This window comes from Thiobaca trueperi (assembly GCF_004342175.1).
Classification (GTDB): Bacteria; Pseudomonadota; Gammaproteobacteria; order Chromatiales; family Chromatiaceae; genus Thiobaca; species Thiobaca trueperi.
Window position 1 is genome coordinate 118,117 of sequence record NZ_SMAO01000002.1, and the last position, 23,041, is coordinate 141,157.

Annotated in this window: 9 protein-coding genes and 1 pseudogene; 1 reads left to right on the forward strand and 9 read right to left on the reverse strand. The window is 63.2% G+C overall.

Annotated features, from left to right (window positions below):
* Nucleotides 1-14: 14 nt before the first annotated feature.
* From EDC35_RS03790 to EDC35_RS19085, 8 genes and pseudogenes are all read right to left on the reverse strand, one after another.
* Nucleotides 15-1,169 (reverse strand): vWA domain-containing protein, encoded by a 1,155-nt coding sequence (locus EDC35_RS03790; RefSeq protein WP_243651408.1) that lies wholly within the window; start codon nucleotides 1,167-1,169, stop codon nucleotides 15-17.
* A gap of 130 nt (nucleotides 1,170-1,299) precedes the next feature.
* Entirely contained in the window at nucleotides 1,300-3,228 is a 1,929-nt protein-coding gene (locus EDC35_RS03795) for a serine/threonine protein kinase (RefSeq protein ID WP_132975905.1), read from the reverse strand.
* A gap of 138 nt (nucleotides 3,229-3,366) precedes the next feature.
* Complete coding sequence (locus EDC35_RS03800) at nucleotides 3,367-5,664, reverse strand: ATP-binding cassette domain-containing protein (protein ID WP_132975907.1); 2,298 nt, start codon at nucleotides 5,662-5,664, stop codon at nucleotides 3,367-3,369.
* A gap of 83 nt (nucleotides 5,665-5,747) precedes the next feature.
* Nucleotides 5,748-7,835 carry an ATP-binding protein gene (locus EDC35_RS03805; protein WP_165903339.1) on the reverse strand — a complete coding sequence of 696 codons (2,088 nt, stop codon included), beginning with the start codon at nucleotides 7,833-7,835 and terminating at the stop codon, nucleotides 5,748-5,750.
* Between the two features lie 19 nt (nucleotides 7,836-7,854).
* Nucleotides 7,855-8,652: an ABC transporter substrate-binding protein gene (locus tag EDC35_RS03810; protein WP_132975911.1), complete on the reverse strand. Its 798-nt coding sequence runs from the start codon at nucleotides 8,650-8,652 to the stop codon at nucleotides 7,855-7,857.
* 120 nt (nucleotides 8,653-8,772) lie between these two features.
* A complete protein-coding gene (locus tag EDC35_RS03815; RefSeq protein ID WP_132975913.1) occupies nucleotides 8,773-9,969 on the reverse strand; it encodes a class I SAM-dependent rRNA methyltransferase in 1,197 nt (398 codons plus the stop codon).
* Between the two features lie 367 nt (nucleotides 9,970-10,336).
* Nucleotides 10,337-20,560, reverse strand: a complete 10,224-nt coding sequence (locus EDC35_RS18770; protein ID WP_279387970.1) for a choice-of-anchor U domain-containing protein — start codon at nucleotides 20,558-20,560, stop codon at nucleotides 10,337-10,339.
* Nucleotides 20,561-21,073: 513 nt separating this feature from the next.
* Nucleotides 21,074-21,448, reverse strand: a pseudogene (locus EDC35_RS19085) (DUF4347 domain-containing protein); the annotation flags it as partial.
* Between EDC35_RS19085 and EDC35_RS18775 the strand changes: the two are divergent.
* A complete protein-coding gene (locus tag EDC35_RS18775; protein WP_243651467.1) occupies nucleotides 21,347-21,610 on the forward strand; it encodes a hypothetical protein in 264 nt (87 codons plus the stop codon). The pseudogene EDC35_RS19085 and the gene EDC35_RS18775 overlap by 102 nt on opposite strands.
* A gap of 401 nt (nucleotides 21,611-22,011) precedes the next feature.
* Here EDC35_RS18775 and EDC35_RS03825 read toward each other — a convergent pair whose 3' ends face one another.
* On the reverse strand, nucleotides 22,012-22,974 hold the full coding sequence (locus EDC35_RS03825; protein WP_132976296.1) for a SphA family protein: 963 nt from the start codon (nucleotides 22,972-22,974) through the stop codon (nucleotides 22,012-22,014).
* Nucleotides 22,975-23,041: the final 67 nt, after the last annotated feature.

A 23,041-nucleotide genomic window follows, 5' to 3' on the forward strand; every position in this document is an offset into this window, starting at 1 on the left:
GTCATCGATCCTCTTTATTGTTGTGGCGTGGATTGCGGCATGGTCGATGGCCTCTCACTTGACACCCCATCCGCCGTTGGCCAGAAGGGATTGCCATCGGGAAGCGCGGGGATTTTCTGGTTCAGTTGCTGAATGGCCTCCATGGTGGCGGGGAAGGGTGGCGGCTGAATGGCCTCGAAGGTCGCGTCATCATAGACATATTTTCCGCTGCCGCTGGGATATTCGATGCCGAGCTTGATGTTATGGCTGGCGCCATCGACCGGGACATAGGAGCGGAAGGTGACGACATAGTCGCTTTGCAGGATATTCTGGATCTGTTCCACGACGCGCTGCATCTGATAGTTCGTTTCGCCGATGTGATAATAGATGCCGAATGAATTCTTCGACAGGGCTTCCAGGTTCTTGAAATAACTGCTGTCGATCCGCGAATAGGCGAGCGAATAGAGCGGAATCGGGATGCGCATATTGGAAATGCGCGTCATGAGTTCCTCGCGGCTGACCGAACTGCCTTCGTCCTTGCCGTCCGACATGACGATGACGGAACAGGAGATGACATAACTGCCGCCTGCGATCGATCCCTGCGCGCTCATGCCACAGAGTTGCAGGGCCGCGCCGATGCTGTCATAGAGCCGTGTCTTCATGCCGTCGGCGCGAATGTCGGCGATACGGCGCGCCAGTGCGCGCTCGTCGCGCTCGAATTGCGAGACCAGATCGTAGCCGTCTTTGGTGTCACGAATGGCGAGCACCGCCACTTCATCCTGCGGGCGCTTGCTTTCGATAAAGCGGATCGCGGCGCGCAGGGTTTCCTCGAATGGCGCGCCCGCCATCGATTTGCTGGCGTCGATCACCAGCACCGAACGGGTGGCCTCGGCGCGATCACGAATGGACTGAATGCCGTACTGCATCTTGCGCGGATCATAGGGGCGGCCCTGAATCATCAGACCCAGATTGCGCTCATTGAGATTGATCAGTGGCTGCATGTCCGCATCGAATGATCGCAGATAGATCTGCACGAATGGATAAAGCGAATAATCGGTTCGATAGACCTTGAGTCCGTAACCGCCGGGTGCGGCAAAGCCATAGCCGGGCTGTGCAACAGCGGCAAGGCTGCATAACGCCCAGATACCCAGGGCGGAAATCGCTTGGAAAAGGGTTCGTTTTTGATGCACGGTCAGGTCTCCTTTGGCATGTTGCAGATGAACTGATCAGGGGTTGGATTTGGCAAGTTAAATCGAATGATCTGGAATGAATGAGTTGGAATGACTGGTTTGAGTCAAGTCTTTGAGTCAATTCTTTCAGTCAATCCTTTTTCTCGGCTCCCTTGTATTGAAAGCCCCAGGACGAGGCGCTGCTGGCCGAACTGGATTTTGCTTGCGTGCTGGGTTTCCTTGTTGTCGTAGCGGTCGTTTTGGGCTTGGCCGGCTTTGGCGTGGTTGTCGTGCGGCTGGTCGTTGCCGGTTTGGCGGGTCTGGGTTGCTCGACGGTCAGCGGTTTGGGCGGCGAAACGGGCATCGGCAGTGGAGCCGGTCTGTCGGGTGTCAGCGGTTGGGCTGTCACAGGCACGGGTTGGGCTGTCACAGGCACGGGTTGGGTTGAGTCCGGCGCCTGGGTGGCGCGCTGCTGCTCAAAGACATCCAGCAGCGAACCGCCGCCAGCCGGTCGCGCCGGTGTGCTGGAGGCCGGCTGTTCACTGGAGAAGATGGACGGCAGCGCAGCGGATGGCTGGAATGATGCCGTCGCTGGAGCCGTTTGTGGCGATGCGGGCGCAGCCGTTTCGCTCCTGGCATTCAGCGCGGCCTGCGCGGCGGCGGCCGTTGCGGCGGTGGCGGCGACGCCGGCTGCCGCCGTGGAGGCAGACGCTGGCGTCAGGTCGGTTGGCGCGTCCTCCACCGGTGGTGGGCGCGCATCGTCCCCGGCTGTGCGTTGTCCCGCCGTCTGGTCGGCGGGCGCATCCTGTTGCGGTGGCTGGGCCTCTTTGCTGACTGGCGGGGTCTCTGCGACCTGTGAGCTGACATCCTGCTGTTGCTGCCAGTACCAGAATCCAGCCACGGCGAGCAGTGTGGGGATACTGATCCCGGCCAGTATGGCGATCCAGGGTCGGTTGGATGGCTCCGGGCTGGCCAGCGGCTGGTCGAGACGCATGCTGGCTGCCGCAAGACCCGCTGACGAGCGACTGGATGGAATCTGCACGCTCGGCAGATGGACCGCCGCGCCCGGTTGAGAGGGTCTGAGGGTCTCCGTCATGCCGGCGACAAGGACAGTGGCCGTGTCTGCGCCACCCGACTGCACCAGATCCAGCGTCTGAGCCAGTTCGTGGATCGACTGCTGACGCAGATTGATGTTGAGTTCCAGCGCCTTCATGACCGCCGCGTCGAGCAGGGGTGGGATCTCGGGCAGGATCTGCGACAGAGGAACGATGGTCTTGCCGATGACACGCTCATGCGCGGCGGGCGGCATGGTGTTGGTCAGGAGATTGTAGAGAATGGCGCCGAGCGCATAGACATCGGAGCGCGCATCGGTGCCGGTGCCGAGCACCTGCTCGGGCGGGCTGAAGCCCTGCGAGGCCGCGCGTCCCAGCGTGCGGGTCGCCGTATCGGGCGTGGAGTCCTTGGCGATGCCGAAATCGATCAGCATGATCCGGCCATTTTCGTCGAGCAGGACGTTGTCTGGCTTGAGATCGCGATGGATGATCGGCGGAGTCTGCTCATGCAGATAGTGCAGGACGTCACAGAGCTGGCGCATCCAGGGCAGCAGCACGAAGAGCGGAATGCGCCCGCCGCGCTGCGCCTGTTCGATTCTCAGGGTGCGGTTGCCACCGAACTCCAGCACCAGATAGACCATTCCCTGCTCGCTGAAACGGTCAGTGATGTCCGGTATGGCGGGATGGCTCAGACGCCCGAGCAGACGGGTTTCGTGCTCGTCGAAGAGTGCCTCCGGGATCTCCTTGAGCGCCCGGCGCTTGTGGTGGAGCCGCAGATCGTTGACCAGATAGGTGACGCCAAAGCCGCCCTTGCCGAGTACGGAGTCGATCCGGTAGCGATCATTGACCAGGGTGTCCACGTCCAGCAGCCAGCCCGTGATGCCACGGATGGTGCCGTGGATCGTCAGGTCCAGATGAGCGAGTTCCAGGCCGCAGTCGCCGCAGCGATAATCGCGCAGGGGCAGCTCGGCGATCAGGTTGAGCGCCTGACATTTGGGACAGCGTTTCTGCGCGGTCGAGTCGGTCATGTGTGCGGCCCGGTTCATAGGGTCGAAATATCTGAATTCAGACAGGATTAACAGGATTTTTAAACCACTGTTTTAAATCCTGTAAATCCTGTCTAAATAAATTTTCTGATTCAGGTACAAGGTTTCCAGGAAATCTCATTAAATCCTGCGATCCTTGAGTTTCAGGCCAATCAGCGTCAGGAGCACAAAGGCGGCTGTCTGCGCCCCGAGAAAGGCGGCGTCGCTGGCCCATTCGCCGCTGACCCGAATCAGCGGCGAGCCGTCGGGATGATGCAGGGCCAGGATCTCCGGGGCTAGAGTCGCGCGCATGGCGTCGAGCCCCCAGTAGGCGATGACGGTGATGCGCGCGAAGACCTCGGTGCCGTCCGACAGCGCCACCACTGAATTGGAGAGGATGAACTGCGGGATCAGCAGCAGCGGCAGCGCGGCAATCGCCTTGTCGTTTGAATTGACGAAGGCGCTCACGGCCAGACCCATGCCGGTCGCGGCCAGACCGGCGAGAAAGAGGACGACGAGCCGGTCGCCGAAGGATCCCGGAAAGCCGAGCATCCAGGTGACGATGGCGAGAAAGCTGGCACATTGCAGCAGACACAGGAGCGCGAGCGGAATGAGCTTGCTGACCAGATAGGCGGGCAGCCTGACCGTGACTGACCGCTCGCGCAGATAGACGGGCAGTTCCTTGACGATCTCGCGGGCTGAGTTGATACAGCCGAACCAGATCGCCGACAGCACCAGCACGAAGCTGACCTGACTCTCGGCGGCGGCGCGCTCGGGCAGTGAGCCGCCGGTCTCGAAGACCGCGCCGACCGCCAGCGCGATCAGCGGCGCCTGGAGCAGCAGCACCAGCAGATTCAGGCGATCAGACAGCAGCAGATCCAGATAACGGCGGGTGAGGGTGAGGCTCTGCCGGAAATCGAACAGCGCACGCAGACGGCGCGTGCGCCGGGGACGGGTCGGCGGAGCGGCATCGGCAGGCGTCGGCGGTTCGGCATTGCTCGGCAGACGCCCGCGCACATAACGCGCGTAGTGCTCAGAGGCGAGAAAGCGGGCATGCCACTCATCCGCCTTGCTGGATTCCAGCCGCTCGTAGACATCCGACAGACGCGCGACACCGAAATGGGCCGCCGCCTGCTGGGGCGGGCCGTAATAGACCAGACAGCCGCGATGCAGCAGCGCGACCAGATGACAGTGGTCGATGTTTTCGAGCGTGTGGGTGACACAGACCACGGTCTTGCCATCGGCGGCCAGATCGGCGAAGAGACGCATCATCTTCTTGTCGGTGCCGGCGTCGAGTCCGCTGGTGGCCTCGTCGAGAAAGAGCACATTGGGATTGGCGACCAGCTCGACCGCCAGACTGACACGCTTGAGCTGTCCGCCGCTCAGTGGCTCGGGCGTATCCACCGCCAGATCGGCCTTGTCGGCCATGCCGACCCGCTCCAGCACCCGCTCGATGTTGGCGTCGATCTCGCGCGGCGTGGTGTCGGGCGGCAGTCTGAGCCGCGCCGTGTAGCGTAGCGCGTTGCGCATGCGGATCTTGCGGTGAACGATGTCCTGCTGGGGCACATAGCCGATGCCGGAGCGGAAGAGGTCGAACGAACGGTAGAGATCGACACCGTTGTAAGCGACCTGTCCCGACGAGGCTGGACGGCGTCCGTTGAGCGCATCCATCAGGGTCGATTTGCCCGAGCCGCTGGTGCCGAAGATGACGACGAACTCGCCCGGTTCGATGACCAGATCGATCTGATTGAGCAGATGGCGCGGCTGGCCGCTGGCCCGATCAATCACCGTTTTGGTCAGCCCGCGCGCCGCGATTCGCACCCGGTTGCCGGCCTCGGCGGGTTCCAGTGCGGTCCCGGAAAAGAGAAAGACGAAGCTGGCGAAGGAGACGCGGTCGCCGGGACGCAGCGGCACGGGTTTGGTCACACGCTGACCATTGATCCAGGTCCCGTTGATGCTTCCGAGATCTTCCAGCCAGACGCCGTCGTCAGCGAGGATGAGTCGGGCGTGCTCGCGCGAGATCAGCGGCGAGTCGATCGGCAGGCCGCAGCCAGGCAGACGGCCGACAATGATGTCGGCGGCTGAATGGGTCGCCGTGCTGGTCGATGGTGGGCGTGGGGTTGCGGCGGTTTGAACGGGTGGCGCGCCGTCGGGCAGCCGGATTTGGATCAGGGTCTCGCCGAATGCCAGCCAGTCGCCGTCTTTGACCGCCATCGCCTGCTCGACCGGCGTGCCATTCAGCAGCAGGGGCGCGGTGCCCAGCGGTTCGATCCAGACGATTTCATTGCGGCAGACGAAGCGGGCATGCTGCGGCAGGACCGCCGGGCCGGCAATGCACAGCGGGCCGGCGTGATCGCTGCCGACCATGAGTTCCTGGTTCTGCCCCAGACCGATGCGCCCGATTGATCGACGCGATGTCCTGAACTCAATCTGTTGCATCGTTCGCTCCAGTGTCCCGATTCCAAGCGCGTTTGCAGCGATGGATCGATCATAGCCGCGCGGGAGCGGTCGCGCTAGAAGTCTCAGGCGCGAATGACGCGAATCCGCAGCGTGAAACAGCTTCCCAGGCCAGGGGTGCTGGCGACCCCCAGGGTGCCGCCCATGGTCTCGGCCAGTCGCCGGCTGATGGCGAGTCCCAGTCCGGTGCCGCCATAGCTTCGCGAGTGCGAGCCATCGACCTGGACAAAGGCGTCGAAGATGCTCTCGTGCAGCGCACTGGGGATGCCGATCCCGGTATCCATGACCGTCACCACGAGCATCGCGTGCTCATGGTCTGAATTCGCCGGCTCGCTCCAGACACGGACGCTGATCCCGCCGTCATGGGTGAACTTGATGGCGTTGGAGACGAGGTTGGTGAGGATCTGCCGGAAGCGAACCGGATCGGCGACGATCATGCCCGGTGGCGGTTCGAGCGTCTCGGCGCGCAGCGTCAGCGACTTTTTGTCTGCGTGCGGCGCAAAAAGTGCGAGGACAACCTGGATGGTCTCGACCGGATCGAAAGGGCTGGGTTTGAGCGTGATGCCGTGCGCCTCGATGCGCGAATAATCGAGAATGTCGGCGAGGATCGTCAGCAGCGATTCGGCGGAGCTTTTGACGATGCCAATCTGGCGGCGTTGTTTGTCGTTCAGTTCCGAGCGCAGCAGGATGTCGGTCATCCCCAGGATGCCGTTCATGGGGGTGCGCAGCTCGTGGCTCATGGTGGCGAGGAAGGTCGTTTTGGCCAGCGCCGCCGCCTCGGCGCGTTCCTTGGCGGCCAGCAGTTCCGCTTCATAACGCTTGCGCTCGGTCATGTCCGAGGTGACGCCGACACAGTGCTGAATCCGGCCTGCGTCATCCCGCACGGCATTGATGGTCAGGAGCCCGGTGTAGAGGCTGCCGTCCTTGCGGCGGTCGATGATTTCACCCTGCCAGTGCCCGGTCTCGATGACCGCGTTCCAGAGCGCGCGGTAAAAGGCCGCGTCGTGCTGTCCCGAGGCGAGCAGACGCGGGTTCCGCCCCCGCACCTCGTCCCCGCTGTAGCCGGTCATGTGCTCGAAGGCCGGGTTGGTGGAGAGGATCTCGCCGCTCGGCGTGGTCAGCATGATGGCGTCGGAGCTGGCGTCGAAGACACTGGAGGTCAGTCGGCGCTGCCGTTCCAGCTCGGCGCGCTGCTGTTCGAGCCTTTGATGACGCCGCCAGAACAGCAGCGTGGCGACCGACAGCGCCGCCAGAATGGGGAGCACGATCATCGACAGCCCACGCACGTCAGCCAACCACTGACCAAGAATGTACTTCCGGTCGAGATGGACGGCGATCACGACGGGGAAGCGGCTGGAGGCGCGGTAGGCCGTCAGCGTCTGCGTGCCGTCCGACAGCCTTTGCTCAAAGTCCCCGAATTCCTGCTGCTCCAGCCGGTTCGGCACCTGACCCGCCTGATCACTGCGCCCCGGAATGTCGTCGGGATGCGATGACAGCAGCAGCATGCCGTCATAGCGCAGGAGCTGGACGCGCCCCTCATCGACCGGCAGCAACTCGCTGAAGTGATTGATGAAGTCGTCCGGATTGAGCGCCGCCAGCCACCAGCCGGGCTGGTCCTTGAGTTCGACCGGGCGCATGACCGGGATGAAGCCCGGCGCGCTGGGTGGCGCGGGCTCCCCGGCGCAGGGCCGGGCGTCGCCGAGATCGCGCCCATGCCAGGGCGTGCCGATGCGCAATTGCGGCCAGTCCAGACCGGCCTCCGGATAAAACCCGTGCAGATTGATCGGCAGGCCGACATTGCGAGGGTCTGAACTGGCGATCACCCGGCCATCCGGGTTCAGCAGCGACAGTGAGCGGAGAAAAGGCGATGGACGCAGCATGACCGCCAGAGACTGATTGAGCGTCCCGGTGCTGGCGTGTCCACCGTCGGGCGGCAGGCTGTCCGCGCCCAGTTCGATCACCTGTAGCGTTTTGGTCAGATGATCCTCGACATTGCGCGCGTGCATCCGGGCATCGGCAAAGCCGTCGTCCAGCGCCTTGTCGTGCAGACTCCAGAGCGTGACGCCAAAGACCGCCAGCCAGCCGATCACCACTAGGAGCATCAGCGCCGCCAGCAGCAGGCCGCGCCGATGTGGCTGGAGCGAATGGGCCATGGCGGTGTTCAGCACCGAACTAACGGGCGACGATGGGTTCGAGTCCGTGGCGTCTGGCGTAGTCGAGCAGCCGGCCATCCTGCCTGATGGCGGTCAGAAACTGCTCGACGCGGGCGTAAAAGGCGTCGTCGCCCGGCTGCATTGCCCAGGCATAGGGCGTGATGTGATAGGTCGCAGCGGGGGAAACGAGCCGCGCCCAGTCATGGTTGTTGAGCATGCGGCGGCTGTAGGGAAAATCGGTCATGAAGACATCCGCGCGTCCGGACTGGACCTCCTGCTCGCGCGCGTGCGGGGTATCAAGGATGCGCAGTTCGGCGTGTTGCAGCTTCTCTTTCATCACCGGTTCGTGCAGCGTTCCCCTGGCGACGGCGACCACGGTGCCGGGCTGGTCGATGTCCGCCCAGCTTTGAATGCGCTGGTTGGTGCGGGTGGTAATGGCGTAGATGTCGCTTGCCAGATGCGGCTGGGTGAAGCGCAGTTTTTCCTGTCGCGATGGCGTGATGCCGATGGCGAACATGGCGATGTCGCAGCGGTCGCTGGTGACATCCTCGATCAGGGTGGCGAATGAACTGTCAATGAACTGAACCTCGACGCCCAGATCGGCAGCCAGATCGCGCGCCAGATCGATATCGATTCCCGAGAGCTGCCGGTTTTTCGGGTTGCGGAATGAAATGCCGTAATAGTCAGGCCAGATACAGACGCGCAGCGTTTTCGCCGCCTCAATGCGCTGGAGACGACCTTCGGATGTGGCCCATGTCAACGGCGGAACCAGCGACAGCAGCAGAACGGCGGCCAAAAGTCGGCGAGCGATTGGCATGACAGGCTCTCAATTTAGACAGGATTAACAGGATTTTCCAGGATGGACAGGATTTTTCAAACGATTGTTTTTAATCTTGTTAATCTTGAGTCATCCTGTTAATCCTGTCCGTTTTTGACCTCAGAAATCCGGCAGTACCCGCAGAAAGAGCGTCTTGAGATAAGCCGTCTCGGGAATCGCCGGATGCACCGGATGATCCGGTCCCTGCTGACCGGTTTCCAGCAACTGGAGACTGCGACCGGCCCGTCGCGCGGCCTGCTGCACCGCGCGCAGAAAGGCGTCGCGGTTCATGTGGAAGGAACAGGACGAGGTGACGAGCAGACCGCCCGGCTCCAGTAGCTCGATGCCGAGCCGGTTGAGCCGCTGATAGGCTTGAGCGCCTTCTTTTTCGTCCTTGCGACGCTTGATGAAGGCGGGCGGGTCGAGCATGACGGTGTCGAAGGTCTTGCCCTGCGCGCGCAGATCGCGCAGGACCTCGAAGGCGTCGCCCCGTTTGGTCTGCACCCGTTGATCCAGCCGGTTGCGGGCGGCATTCGCAATGATCCGTTCCAGTGCCGGCTGGGCGCTATCGACGCACAGCACTTCATCGGCGCCCAGCGCCGCCGCGCGCAGACCCCAGGCGCCGATGTAACTACAGACATCCAGCACCCGGTTGCCGACACCGTAGCGGGCCAGCCGCGAGCGGTTTTCGGCCTGATCGAAGAACCAGCCGGTCTTCTGTCCGGTTAGCGGCGAAACCTCGAATTCAAGCTCATGCTCGATCAGCGTCAGACTGTCAGCGGGTTGTCCAAGCACGACTTCCACGCCCTGCTCCAACCCTTCCAGTTCGCGCACCGAGGTATCGTTGCGCAGCACGATGGCCTTGGGCCGGATCACCTGTTCCAGCGCAGCCAGGATCTCGCCGCGTACCCGCTCCATGCCCGCCGTGGTGATCTGCACGCAGAGCAGATCGTCGTAGCGGTCTACGATCAGGCCCGGCAGACCATCGCTCTCGCCGAACACCAGCCGATAGAAAGGGCGTTTGTAGAGCCGCTCGCGCAGGGTCAGTGCATCGTGGATGCGCTGCACCCAGAGCGCCGGACTGAGCGGATGGCTGCGGTCGCGGCTGACGATCCGGGCGCAGATCAGCGAGTGCGGATTGACATAGCCATGCCCGATCCAGCGTTCGTGGTCGCTCAGGATCTCGACCGGCTGTCCGGGCGCGAAACCTTTCAGCGGGGTGGCCTGGGTATCGATCTCGTTGCTGTAGATCCAGCAATGGCCGGCGAGCAGGCGACGTTCCTGGTCCTTGCGCAGGATGAGGGGTTGGGGCTTCATGATGGGGTATCCGGTCAGGCTGAAAGCGGGTGGAGAGCATTTAAAGGTGCAAGCCTACCAGAAGCTGGCGCGAAGAGTCCTGTGGTGAGTGTCGCTCGGAGATTCTCGCTGAATGGAGCGTTGATGTGGACGCCCGCTTGCGGGCGACCCGATGCTGATAGCAAGACGCTTTCTGGGCCTCGCCCGGCCAGCTCAGAGCGATCTGCCGCCAGAAGCGGGTTCAGATGTCAGCCTGCGAAGGCGCACGCCAAGCCAAAACAAGAAGGGCAGGGCAATACTTTTTCGAGCCATCTTTCCCAGAATGGATGCTGAACGCGGCGATGGAGTCATTCCATCGCCGCGTGGACAAACCGATGACCAACACTCCTCATGGGGTGGCTGCGGAGGGTGTCGTGATCCTGAACCCGTTTTCATCCGGATACTCGGCCATTCCAGCGGTATTGCTATCGCGCAGATAGAAGGTGCCTGTCGCCGGTTTGAACAGCCCGATGGTGTCCGTGTCATCGCCGTTCCAGTCGCCGCCCAACGGCCACCAGTCGTTATCAACCGGTCCATAGCGGAAGATCACATTGGCGACACCCGGGGTATTGGTCTGGCGCAGATACACCAGCCCGGCCAACCCGTCGTAGAGCCCGATGGTGGTGGTTCCATCGCCATTCCAGTCACCGACCAGCGGGATCCAGCCAGGATCCAGCGGGCCGTACCGGAAGTGCTGATCGGCGACGCCGGGGGTGTGGGTGTTGCGCAGGAAGAAGATACCGGTTCGTGGGTCATAGAGCCCGACGGTATCGATCCCGTCATGGTTCCAGTCGCCGGCCAGCGGGTACCAGCCGGCATTCTTGGGGCCATAGCGGAAGGTGACATCGGCGACGCCGGGGGTATGGGCGTTGCGCAGATAGAAGGTGCCGGACAGCGGGTCGTACAAGCCGACCGTGGTGACGCCATCGCCGTCCCAGTCGCCGGCCAGCGGCCACCAGCCGGCATTCATCGGGCCATAGCGGAAGACGCTGTCAGCCGGGCCGGTGCGGTTGGCGTTGCGCAGGGCGAAGCGTCCGCTGACAGGGTCATAAAGCCCGGCGGTGACGGTCCCGTCGCCGTCCCAGTCGCCGACCAGTCCCAGCCAGGTGGAGGTCACGGCAAAGCGGGCCGTGACCGTGCAGGCGGCGGTGACGGGGGCGGTGGTGTAGGTCGTCCCGCTGAGGCGACCGCCGCAGCCGCTGACCTGGTCGATGGCGTAACCGTCCGCCGGGGTCAGGGTGAAGCTGGCGGTGAGACCGTGGCTGACGCGGCGACTGGCAGGGGCGATGGTGCCGCCGGGACCGGCGCTGGCGGTGACGGTGTATTGGCGGGGGCTGAAGGTGGCACTGACGATGCAGGCGCCGGTGATGACGCCGGTGGTGTAGGTGGTGCCATGCAGGGTGCCGCCGCAGCCGCTGACGCTGCTGAGGGCATAACCGGTCGCCGGGGTCAGGGTGAAGGTGGCGGTGGCGCCCTGGTTCACGACCTGCGACGGCGGGTTGATGGTGCCGCCGGCACTGGCGCTGGTGGTCACGGTATAGGTGGTGGCGGTGGCGCGGTTGGCACGGCAACTGGCCGCGCTGCCGCCGTTGCTGCCGAGACAGCTCCAGGTCCAGGGGCCGCTGCCGCTGACGGCGCTGGCGGTGCCGCTGGCGCAGAGGGCGCCGGTCGGCAGGTCATAGAAGAGACCGTTGTGGGCGCTGCCGCAGGTGCCGTTGACGGGGCTGGGGCCGCCGCCGCCCGCAGCGGCGATGGTCACACTGTAGGGCTGGGTGACGGTGGTATTGCCGTTGCCGGTATCGACCAGTTGCACGCTGAAGGTGAAGATGCCGGCCAGGGTCGGGGTGCCGCTGAGGGCGCCGGTCACGGGGTTGAGCGTGACGCCCGGCGGCAGGCCGCCAGCGGCGAGGCTCCAGTTATAAGGACCGGTGCCGCTGGTGGCGCTCAACGCGGCACTGTAGGCGCTGCCCACCTGGCCATTGCCCGGAGCGCCGCCGATCCCGAGGACCGGGCCGCCGGGGCCGCCCGGATCGGTGATGCTGCCGTTGGCGCTGAGGTCGTCGTCACCGAGACCGCCGTCGGTGATGGTGAAGCTGACGGTGTTGCCTTCGATGACGGCGGTGGGCAGGACGTACCAGTGGTCAGCCGAATTGTCGGCGGTCTTGCCGTATTTCCAGTATCGGGTGCCAGCGGGCAGTGCCGCCGGGTAGACCAGACGCACGGTCAGTCTGGTCTGACCGGGGGTGCAGCCCTGCACGGTCAGTTTGAACAGGCCGTAGGGCAAGGTGGTGCCGGTGGGCGGAGCGGCGGGCGCCCCGCTGTCGCCCAGATTGAGGATCAGGGTTTGCTGGTCGTCAAGCATGCAGGTGTTGCCGCCCTGCTCCGGGGTGAGGTTGGCGGCAACCTCGCTGCCGTTTTTGGTTTCGACCACCGTCGGGGCCGTCGTGGTCAGGGTGAGCGCCTGATCGGCGGTGCGATTGGCGGCATCCGTGACCCGGATCGTGAAGGGGGCGCTGGCGCCTAAATCAGTCGGGGTGCCGCTGAGTTCGCCGGTCGCGGCATCCAGGGTCAGGCCCGCTGGCAGGCTGCCGCTGAAGAGGCTCCAGGCGTAGGGGGTCTGGCCGCCGACGGCTTCGAGGGTTTGCTCGTAGCGGGCATTGGCCAGGCCAGCGGGCAGGCTGGTGGTGGCGACCGTGAGCTGGTTGACCAGAGATAGCGGCAGCGTTTGCGGCGGGCTGGTCTGGTTGAGGGCGTCGGTCACGGTGATGACGACGCTGGAGGTCGCAGCCGTGTTCCCGGTGCCGGACAGCAGGCCGGTCGTGCTGAGGCTGAATCCCGCCGGCAGGCCGGTGGCATTGAAGCGGTAGGGCGTCGCCGTGGTGACATGACCGCCGCTGGCGACCAGTTGCATCGCATAGGGCACCCCGACCACGCCGCTGTTCAGGCTGGGCGTCGCCAGACTCGGGGCGTCGGCCACCAGGTGGTTGGTGCCAGACGAGGCGCTGTTTTGCTTCCCTGCCGTTCCCGTATAACTAGCGATCAGGGTCTTGGTGCCGGCGCTGTTGAAGGTCAGGGTACAGCTTCCGCCGCCCGCCGTTCCGCTACAAGTGGTGCCGTCCTGGGCGGTCACCGTCACCGAATCGCTGGCCGCTCCGGGAGTGCTGACGCTATAACTCACCGTCACCGGCTGCCCGATCTTGGATGGCGTGGGATTGACGCTGATGATGGTCGTGCTGGTATTGGTCGCGGTGAAGCTGGCCGTGACCGTGCAAGCGGCATTCACCGTTCCGGTGGTGTACAGGTTGCCGTTCAGGCTGCCGCCGCAGGTGTCGCTGCTGACCGTGCCGATGGCAAAACCGTTGTCCGGCGTCACAGTGAAACTGGTCACGCCGCCGTCGTTGACGGTGCGACTGGTGGGACTGATCGAACCGTCCGCGCCCGCAGTAGCCGTCACGGTATGGAAGGTCGTGGCGGCGCAGTTGGCAGGCGCGCCGCCGCCTGTGCCGGCGCAGGTCCAGGTCCAGGGACCGGTGCCGCTGACCCCCGAGGCGCTGCCGGTGGCGCACAGGTTGGTCGGGGTGCTGCTCAGCGCCTTGCCGTGGTCGCTGCCGCACACCCCCGCCACCGCGTTCTGGCTGAAGCTCGCGCTGACCGTGCAGGTATTGTCGGTGATCGGGCCGGTGGTGTAGAGACTCCCCGACAGACTGCCGCCACAGCCGCTGACGCTGGCGATCCCGTAGCCGGTGGCCGGCGTGACCGCAAAGCTCGCCCGCGCGTTGTGACTGACGCTCTGGCTGGCCGGACTGATCGAGCCCCCGGTGCCATTCACGCTCGCCGTCGCGGTCCAGGTGCGCAGCGGGGCGGCGCAACTGGCAGTCGTGCCGCCGGCCAGGCCCTGACAGCTCCAGGCCCAGGGGCCGCTGCCGCTAACCGGCGAGGCGCGACCGGCGGCGCAGAGATTGGTCGTCGGCGCGCTGATTGCCGGCTGGTTCGCGGTGCCGCAACTGCCGTTGATCGGGCTCGCTTCCTCATAGGCGCCGATGTCGCAGCTCGTGCCCTGCGGGCGGGCGATGCCGCGCTGGTCGGTCGTGGGACAGCCAGTGTTGGTGCCGGCATCGATGGCCGGACTGGCGGCCAAGAGCGGGAAGGTGCCGGTGGTCGTGTCGAACGTGCCCAATGACGGGTTCGTGCTGCTCAGGGAGCCGTTGGCCGAACCGAAAGCGCAACTGGTGCCGTCGTCGAGGTTATGACCGTCGTTGCCAACAGTGCCAGAGCAATTGGTGCCATTCGTCGCCGTATTGCCGGCTAACAGCGTGTTCTTCAGCGTCAGATTGCTGCTGGCATTGCTGCCATGGTTGAACAGAGCACCGCCGGCGGTGGTGGCCGTATTGCCCTGGAAGGTGCCATTGGTGACGGTGGCGGTCGCGTTTAGATTGTTGAATAACCCGCCGCCGTTGGTGTCGCTATGATTACTGGTGACGGTCGTATTGCGCAGGCTGAGAGTGCCGTCGTTGAACAGGGCGCCGCCGGAGGCGGTCGTCGAATTGCCGCGCACCAGACACTCGTTCAGGGTCGCGCTGCCGCCAGGGGCCTGGTAGAGCGCGCCACCATTCACACCTGTGGCGACGTTGTCGGCGAGGGAGACGCGGTTCAGGGTCAGACTGCCGGTGCCGTTGTCAATCCCGCCGCCGCCAGTGGCGGTGACACGGCCATTGACCACGCTCAGGTCGTTGAGGGTGAGATTGGCGCCATCATTGACATGGAACACCCGCACCGCGTTGTTGCCGCTGACGGTGACGTTGCGGGCAGTGCCGCCGTTGACCGTCACGTGTTTACCCACCGTCAGTTCGCTCGCGAGGGTGATGGTTTGCGGGGCGGCAAAGGTCGTGGCATCGAAGCCGATGGCGCCACCGCCACAGACCTCCACCAGCGCCTGGCGCAGACTGCCGGCGCCGCTGTCGGCGGAGCTGGTGACAGTCGCCGTTGCGGAAAGACACACCGGCCCGACGGCGCTGGAACAGACTTCGCTGCCGGGACTGGTGCCCGCGCTGGCGGCGGGTGTGACGCAGTAGAACAGGTACTGGCCGATATCCGCCGCTACCGGGACATAGGTGTCGCTGCCGGGGGCACCGCCGGTCGCGGTCGCGGTAACCGCGTCGGTGTTGTCGCCCGTCGTGGCGACGTCATTGTCTGCGGAGCGCACGAGACGGTAGCTGGAGCCGCCCCCGCCGGTGTTCTCGGCATCGCTGTTGGCGTCGGTAAAGGTGTAGGTTCCGGTCAGGGTCTGACCTGCCGCCGCCGTGCCGGTGAGGGTGACGGCGCTGGCGACCGGCGCAGCGTTGAGGGTCGGTACGGTAAAGACGACATCGCCGCTTGCCTGATTGCCCGCCTGATCCACCACATTGGCCGCCGTGAGCGTCAGGGTGTCGCCGACGGCCAGCGTCGGACCGGTCCCCAGGGTGAGGGTGAAGCTTGCCGCATGGCCAGTGTTTGGGGTGAGGCCGGCCCCTGTTCCCAGGCTATGGCCATTGCTCACCGTCAGATTGCCGACGATGACGTGGGTGGCGTCCACCGCCTCGGTGAAGGTCAGGGTCAGGGTTTCGCTGGCGTCGTAAGTGCCGTCGTTGTCGGTATCGCTGGCGGTGATCGGATTGACTGCCGCCTTGTCCGGGCGAACGCCATCCACCAGTACGCCGGTAGTGGTCGGCGGGGTGAAGGCGAAGTTGGTCATGGCGTTGCTGGCGGCATCGCGGATGGTCGCGCTGTTGGGGGTGATCGCCGTTGCCACGCCGATGCCGTTCAGATCCAGATTGCCAGCGATCACGGTGTGGCGGAAGGTGCCCGTCGTGCTATTGGTCACCGTGCCGTTCAGGTTGGCCTGGACCGTGCCGCCGGTATCCAGCGTCAGCGCGATGGAGGGCGTGCCGCTGATGGTGACTGCTTCGCTGAAAGTGACAATGAAATCCAGGGTGTCGCCGATCTTGTATGTGGCATTCGCCGGGGCAGCGACGGATTGGACGGTGGGCGCGGTAGTGTCTACCACAGTCAGCGTCAGATCGTTGCTGTCCGTGCCGCCGCTGGTACTGATTTCGTAGATCAGACCGCCGGTGGTGAAGCGGTTGCTGGTGACGGTCACGGGCGTTCCGCCGACCGTCACGGTCGAGAAGGCTCCGGTCATCGCGTCCGTGCTGTCGTTGTTGATCAGGATGAAGCTGTTGCCCGCCGCCGGGGTGAAGCCCAGGGTCAGGGCCAGGGTGGCGCCGCTGACGTTGACCGCGCCCGTGACGTTCATTTGGTCATAGCCGGTTCCGGCGGTGGTTCCGTTGATTTCGGCCGCCAGGGTGCCGCCCGCTGCGATGGTCAGCGCGCCGGTCGCCACGCTGCCCGTCGTCCCAACGCCGCCCGTTGCGCCCAGCCTGGTGCCGGCGGTCGCGGCGACGCTGCCCGCCAGGGAGCCCTGGATCAACAGCGTCCCAGCAGAGACTGTGGTCGCGCCGGTATAGGTGTTCGCGCCCGACAGAGTCAGTGTCCCCGCGCCGGTTTTGGTCAGACCCCCCGTGCCACTCATGATCCCGCTGTAGGTTCCGTCGGCGGCTTGGGCGAACTCAACCGTGGCGTTGTTGGTCATGGCCCCTTGCAGGCTGGTCGAGGTGCCGATGAGGGTGCCGGACGAGACCGTGGTGCCGCCGCTGTAGGTGTTGGCGCCGGCAAGGGTCAGATTGCCGGCGCCGGTCTTGGTCAGGATCCCCGACCCGGAGATCACCCCGGACAGGGTGACGGCGTCGCTGTTGGAAATGGTTGCGGCGCCACTGACCGTGATGTCGTTGGCGATGGTCCCGGCGTCGGTGAGCACGAGCATGCCGCCGCCCAGCGTCACCGACCCGTAGCCGAGACTTTCGACCGTCGATGTCGCGTTGACCGTGCCGTTGTTGATCGTCACGCCGCCGGCAAGGGCATCGTTGTTGCCGGACAAGGTCATGCTGCCGCCGCCGGTCTTGGTCAGCAGCCCATCGCCGGAGACCTGGTTGGAGAGGGTCAGATGTCCGCCGCCGGTCTGGTTGAAGAAGGCGCCGCCAGTATCGATCGCAAAAGTGTTGGTGGCGGTGAGCGTGTTGCCGGCGGTGGCGAAGGTAACGCCGCCGCTCAAGGTCACGCCGTCGGTGCCGAGATTGGTGGCGGCGCTGATCTGCAACCTCCCGGCGCTCGCCATGATGGTGTTCAGCCCGGTACTGGAGGTGTTGTTGGTGCCGCCCAGCACCAGGGTGCCCGCGCCGTTCTTGGTCAGCGCGGAGGTGTCGCTGCCGTTGTCGGCCAGATGGGAATTGATGGTGAGGGTATCGCCCGTGCCGTTGGTCACGCTGAAGGCGCCCGCCAACGACAGTGTCTGTCCGGTGATGGTCAGCGTACCGACCGTGTCGGCGTCGAAAGTGGTTCCCGCAGCGACGGCGTAGCCGCCGCCCAACGTGATCGTCTGCCCCGAGAGACCAGCGTCAAAGCCGATGGTCTTGCCGCCGCCGCCGGCCAGGGCCAGGGCTTCGCGCAGGTCGAGACCGCCGCCGTCGGCGAGATCGGCCGCGTAGCTGCCGGCGGGGGCGCTGGCATCGATGGCGGCGACGGTGACGATCAGCGTGTCGGTCACCGTGATCGTGAAGGCTTTTGCATAGGTCAGATGGCCGGCGCCACTATCGGTGCTGCGAATCCGCACGGAATAGCTGCCCGCTGTCAAGGCACTCGCATCGTTCGCACGTAAGCTGTCGCCGGAAATGTTGAACGAGGCGTTATGGGTATCGCCCGTGCCGCTCACCAGGGTGTAGGTGTGGGTGTCCCCGCCGTTGGCATCGGTGCTGGTGAGGGTGCCCACGGTGGCATTGCTGCCGTCGTAAACGCTGAGGGTGGCATTGCTCAGTGAAATGTCAGTGGGGGCGGCATTGGGGATGTCATCGTTGGTGATGGTGCCGGTGGCTGTGGCGTCGGAGATCGTCGCGTTGCTGGGGTTGGACAGGGTGACGGTGAAGGTCTCGTCCGCTTCGGTCGTTGTGTCGCCACCGATAAGGACGTCGAAGGTCTTGCTGGTTTCCCCGGCGGCAAAGCTGAGGGGAATGTCGCTGACGCCAGCATAGTCATCGCCTACGGTCGCGGTGCCGTCGGATGTGGCGTAGTTCACGGTCACGGTCTTGCCGGAGGCGGCGCTCAAGGTGACGGTGAAGGTCATGTACGTGTCGCTGTTACCCTCTGCCTGGCTGACATCGGCGATGGACAGGCTGGGCGTTGGATCGTCGTCGGTGATGGTGATGGTCTGCTGCTGCGACCCGCTCTCGGTCGCCCCGCCGCCGCCCGACACGCCGGTGATGTCGAGGATCACGGTCTCGTCGTCCTCGTCGAGCGCATCCTGCACGGCGCTCAGGGTCGCGGTGCCGGTGGTGTTTCCGGCGGTGATGGTGATGGTGGTCGAGGACAGCGTGTAGTCGGTGCCGCTGCCGGTCGCCGTGCCGGACGGGGTGAGCGTGATGGTGGTGTCAGTGCTGGCGGTGGCACTCAAGGTCGCGGTGATAGTGGAGGAGCCGGCGGCCTCGGCGACGGTGGCGTTGTTGATGGAGAGCGCGACGGTGGGGGCGACGGCGGTGGTCACCGTGATGGTGGCGGTGGCGCTGGCCGTGGCGTCATCGTCGACCGTGATGGTGACGGTGCGGGCGCCGGTTGTCGGGGTGCTATCGACATTCTTGTATTGAATGTTGCGCAGCACGGCCTGGAAGTCGGCCAGCGTATCACCGCCGATCAGGGTCAGGGTGGCGGTGTTATTGCCGGTCACCGCAATGCCCGATTGCTGGGCGGCCAGCAGATTGGCATCAGACAGGAACAGGGTTTCGTCGGCCCCGCTGGTGCCATCGACATTGCCGGTCAGCGCCGCGCTCATTTTCCAAATGCGGGTTTCGCTGTCGGATTGGGTGACGGTGGCGGCGGAATCGACCACGGTAATGCCGGTGGTATAGCCGCTGCTGGCCGGGTTGGTGTAATTGACGCCGCCGGTGCTGCCGTTGACGTCCACCGAAGGGGCCGCGCCGTTCAGCCATGATTCGTAAGCGCCGATATCGACGGCGCCGTTGCGGACGCGTTGCAGGCCACGGACATCAAGCGAGCCGGTGAGGTAATGGGCATCGCCCACGTTCAGGGCATTGCTGGCGGCGGCGGCAAGGCGGTAATCACCGCTGCCGGAATTGACAAAGTTGACCGAAGAATTCGTTGTCAGGCTGCTTTGTGAGTTGGTTGAACCCACAATATTCGCGGTCGTATTGTCAACGACGATAGAGTTTAAGATATTGACACTGATCGTGCCGCCAGCCGGATCCAGGTTCACCCCTACAACGTTGCCAGCGACTGAGCTGTTGCTGACGTTCATATAAATGCTGTTTCCAGCGCCAAGCGTATAGGCATCAATGGCAGCGGGTCCACTATTGTCATAGATCGCTGAACTTGTGACGTTAACAACCGCCGTTCCAGCGTTCATACTATTAACAGCAATGACACCTTTATTATTGCTCACATCATTATTCAGGAATCTTGAGTTCTGTATATCAACAAGAATTAGCGTATTGGCAGTATCCGCACTCACGGAAACCACGCCGCCCCCAATACCCCCCGTCGAATTATTGCCATAGAATGAGACATCTCGGATGGCAGCGCTCAGCGTGCCAGGCGCATTCAAGGAAAGAAATGCCGCTCCAGCGAAAAAATTATTATCATCGGAAAAATTCGTCAACTCAATGTCTTCTAGCACCATGCGCGAACCGGACTGTTCGCCCATGCTGAAGCCAGCGTAGGCGGCACCATCAATCTTGAAGCCGTTGCCTTTTATCAGCGTATAGCCCCGTATAAAGGGCAGATCAAAATTGGCGGCATTCAGGGTCACATTTGTTCGAAGCTCGATAAAGTCTGCGCCGCCGGTAAAATCGGCCCAGTGCATCGCCTCGCGCAGGGTGAGGCCACCATTGTCGGTGAGATCATTGGCAAGCGAACTGCCGATTGAATCGGAATCCGTGCCGACATTAACGACCAGGGTCGCGTTGCTGACATCGACCACGACGACCGTGGCGGCGATATTCAGGACGGCGCTATTGCTGCTGGCCCCGCTATCGGTGATGCCAGTCAGGGTCACCACACGGTTGCCCGCCGTAACACTGGCATCGCTGTTGAAATACTGAATGCCGTCGATCAGTCCGCCCATCTGGTCGTTGCTGGCGGTCATGCCGCTGAGGGTCACGGTGGCGGTGCCACCGGCCATCGACACGGCATAGCTGCCAACCCCGGTAATGGTGCCGCTGGTCGCATCGGTCAGCGCCACCTGGGTGCCGGCGATGATCAGATATTCCGTGGTGTCGGTAACGCCGGTAACGGTTAGCGTAGCGCCGGTGAATGTTTCGCTGCCATCACCCGTGTCGGCGGTAACGCCAGCAAACACATCAATCCCGCCGCCTTCACCCTCAATAAACGCCGTGCCGATGCCGGTGGCGGTCAGGGTGGGGGCGGTATTTACCGATGGAAAGAAATTATTGATCGTCAGATCCGTGTAAATCACGCCAGGAAGGAAAAAGTTATACCAATCACCATTGTTGCCAACCACATTGATGAATGTTCCATCAGTCCCGGTCGTTGCGGTTGTGGATGCATCTCCAGCTGATTCTTTGGCAGGTGTGACGATAACAACATTAGTTATATCCGGTGTTCTTTTTAAAATATTGTCGCTCGACAAAAAGGTGGGCTGCGCTTCAAAGGTGACGGTCCCTGGATCAAAGCTGGCAATTACAGAAGTAAAGTCAAATCTATCAGTGGCTGCCTGAAAATTGGTGATGATATTGTGGGTATGAATTTCATCCTCAATACCAACCCCTTTGTTGGAAGCCACCCCCCACGCGTATTCATACTGGTTGTCATTAATGATGGAAATAGAAAAGATATCGCTCCCAGATGTTCCATCCCAAGTAATAGGTGATGCGCTAGTGCCATGTGAAAGTAGATCAATGGTATCTAGCACCTGGTTGTAAGCCATTATGAAAATGGAGGGCGTTGAAACTTCACTACTCAAAGACAAGACGCTTTCAAGAATCCAATCCCCGCCCAGCCCGCTCGCACCCGTCAAATCATCCGAAGCCGCCACATCCGCTCCGGTGGCCTGCGCCAATTTCCTGACAAACTCCACCCCCGTCTGCCCTTCGGCCACCTCACAGCCATACACCAGAAAGTCACCATCTTCGGTCAGCGCACTGCCAATTCGGGTCAACGTGTCGCTGTGCTGTTGCAGGTTGTCGCTGCTCAGCGTCAGCGCCCCCAGCTTGATGACTCCGCTGTTGCCGTGGCTCAGCAGATGAATCGCGTCATAACCCGACCGTCCTTGCGCCCACGCCGCCATCTGCGCCAGACCATCGGCGCCCGCATCCAGCAGCACGACTTCGACACCCGGCTTCACGCCATCACGCAAGACCTGCCAATCTGCGAGACCGGTGTCGATAAAGGCCGCTTCGCGCACGGGTGGCGACGTGGAGAGGATGCTGGCCGTCACTGGTGCGCCGGTCAGAATCAGGCTCAACAGCCACAGGGCGGCCCCCGCCGCACGCCAGGTTCCCGGTGAACGCATCGATTTCAGGCTATTCATGGCGAGCATCGTCATCTCCGCTGAGGTTCCGGCGTGTTTCGTTTTCCACTCGGCCGTTGGTTCAGGCGGCGATCCGAGCCAGTTTTTCGGGAACCGAACCGGGCATACTTTAATTTAAGGGTGAAGAGCAAGCGCCCGCGATAGTAATACAGCTTGATGTATTTGCTCATCATTGTTTTGGCACCGGTTTTCCGCCGGACATCTGGCAGTCCCATGCCATGCTCGCCCCGCTCCGTGCCTCACCAAGATGCCGTCCATGCGCTTCTTCACCACGGTGCGTGCCGGGCCTGATCGCGTCGATCCGATCGAAGGGACCGCCAGCCCCCAGGGGCGGCGGTTCGTCGTAGTGCGCGTCTGACTTCGTTCCGGTGTCTGTCTTACTGGAAATGATGCACGAAACGCAGATTCATCCGCGTGCCTTCGGGACGATTCTCGGCCTCGGTTTCCCAATAAGCATTGAGGAACAGATGGTCATGCGGCGAGACATGGTAGACCAGCCCCGGCCCGATGGCGAAGACCTGCTCCCGGCTGTCCGCCACGTCGTGCCCATCGAGTTTGCTGTCGGTGAACTGCTTCAGGTAATAGCCATTGATGCCGAGCCGCAGCCGGTTTGGCAGGATTTCGTAGGCGCTGGCGAAATTGAGATGGATGGCCTGTCCGGCCTGTGAGTCATTGGCGCCGGTCGGTTTGAAGGGATCCTCGTTCTCGGCGTTCCACAGATAATGCAGACGCCAGGAGAGCGTCCATTGCGGCGTCAGGAAAGCGGTCGCCGCCCAATAGGGATTGAACGAAAAGAAGTTGCTGCCCGGATTGAGCGCATGGTCGTCATCATAGGAGCCGGTCGGCAGCAGCATCTGGAACTCGACCCGCTGCATGAAACGGGGTCCGTTCTCGCCCATGATCGGATCCCATTGCAGAAAAGGCCCGACCAGCAGATCGCCAAGATTGCCGCTGTTGGCGGAGAGCGCGAAATTATCCTCCGGCTCCAGATCGAAGCTGGCATAGGGCAGCATCAGATTCATGCCCCATTTGCCGCCAAACGCCAGTTCCTGATCGGACTGGAAGGTGAGCTGGGTGATGCCGATATTGGCGTCCACTTCGGCAGTCTCCAGGCCGCGTGCGGTCGGCACCCGCAGGTTGCTGCCATGGGCATCCTTGAGCTGGCCGTTGCGGTAGAACTGCACATATTGCTGGACATACCAGCCGGGACCAGACGGCGGGCCGCCATCCAGAAAACTGGTAAAACCGAGATTCACCGCCGGCAGGTCATAAGCAGATACTGTCTGCGCCGCCACCAGTCCCAGCGTCACAGCCAGGGTCTTCAAACCATCATGTCGCATCGTCACGCCCCCTCGTTGATGTCAAGGAAATCAAAACGGGCGCAACCTTACCACAAGGTTTATGCGT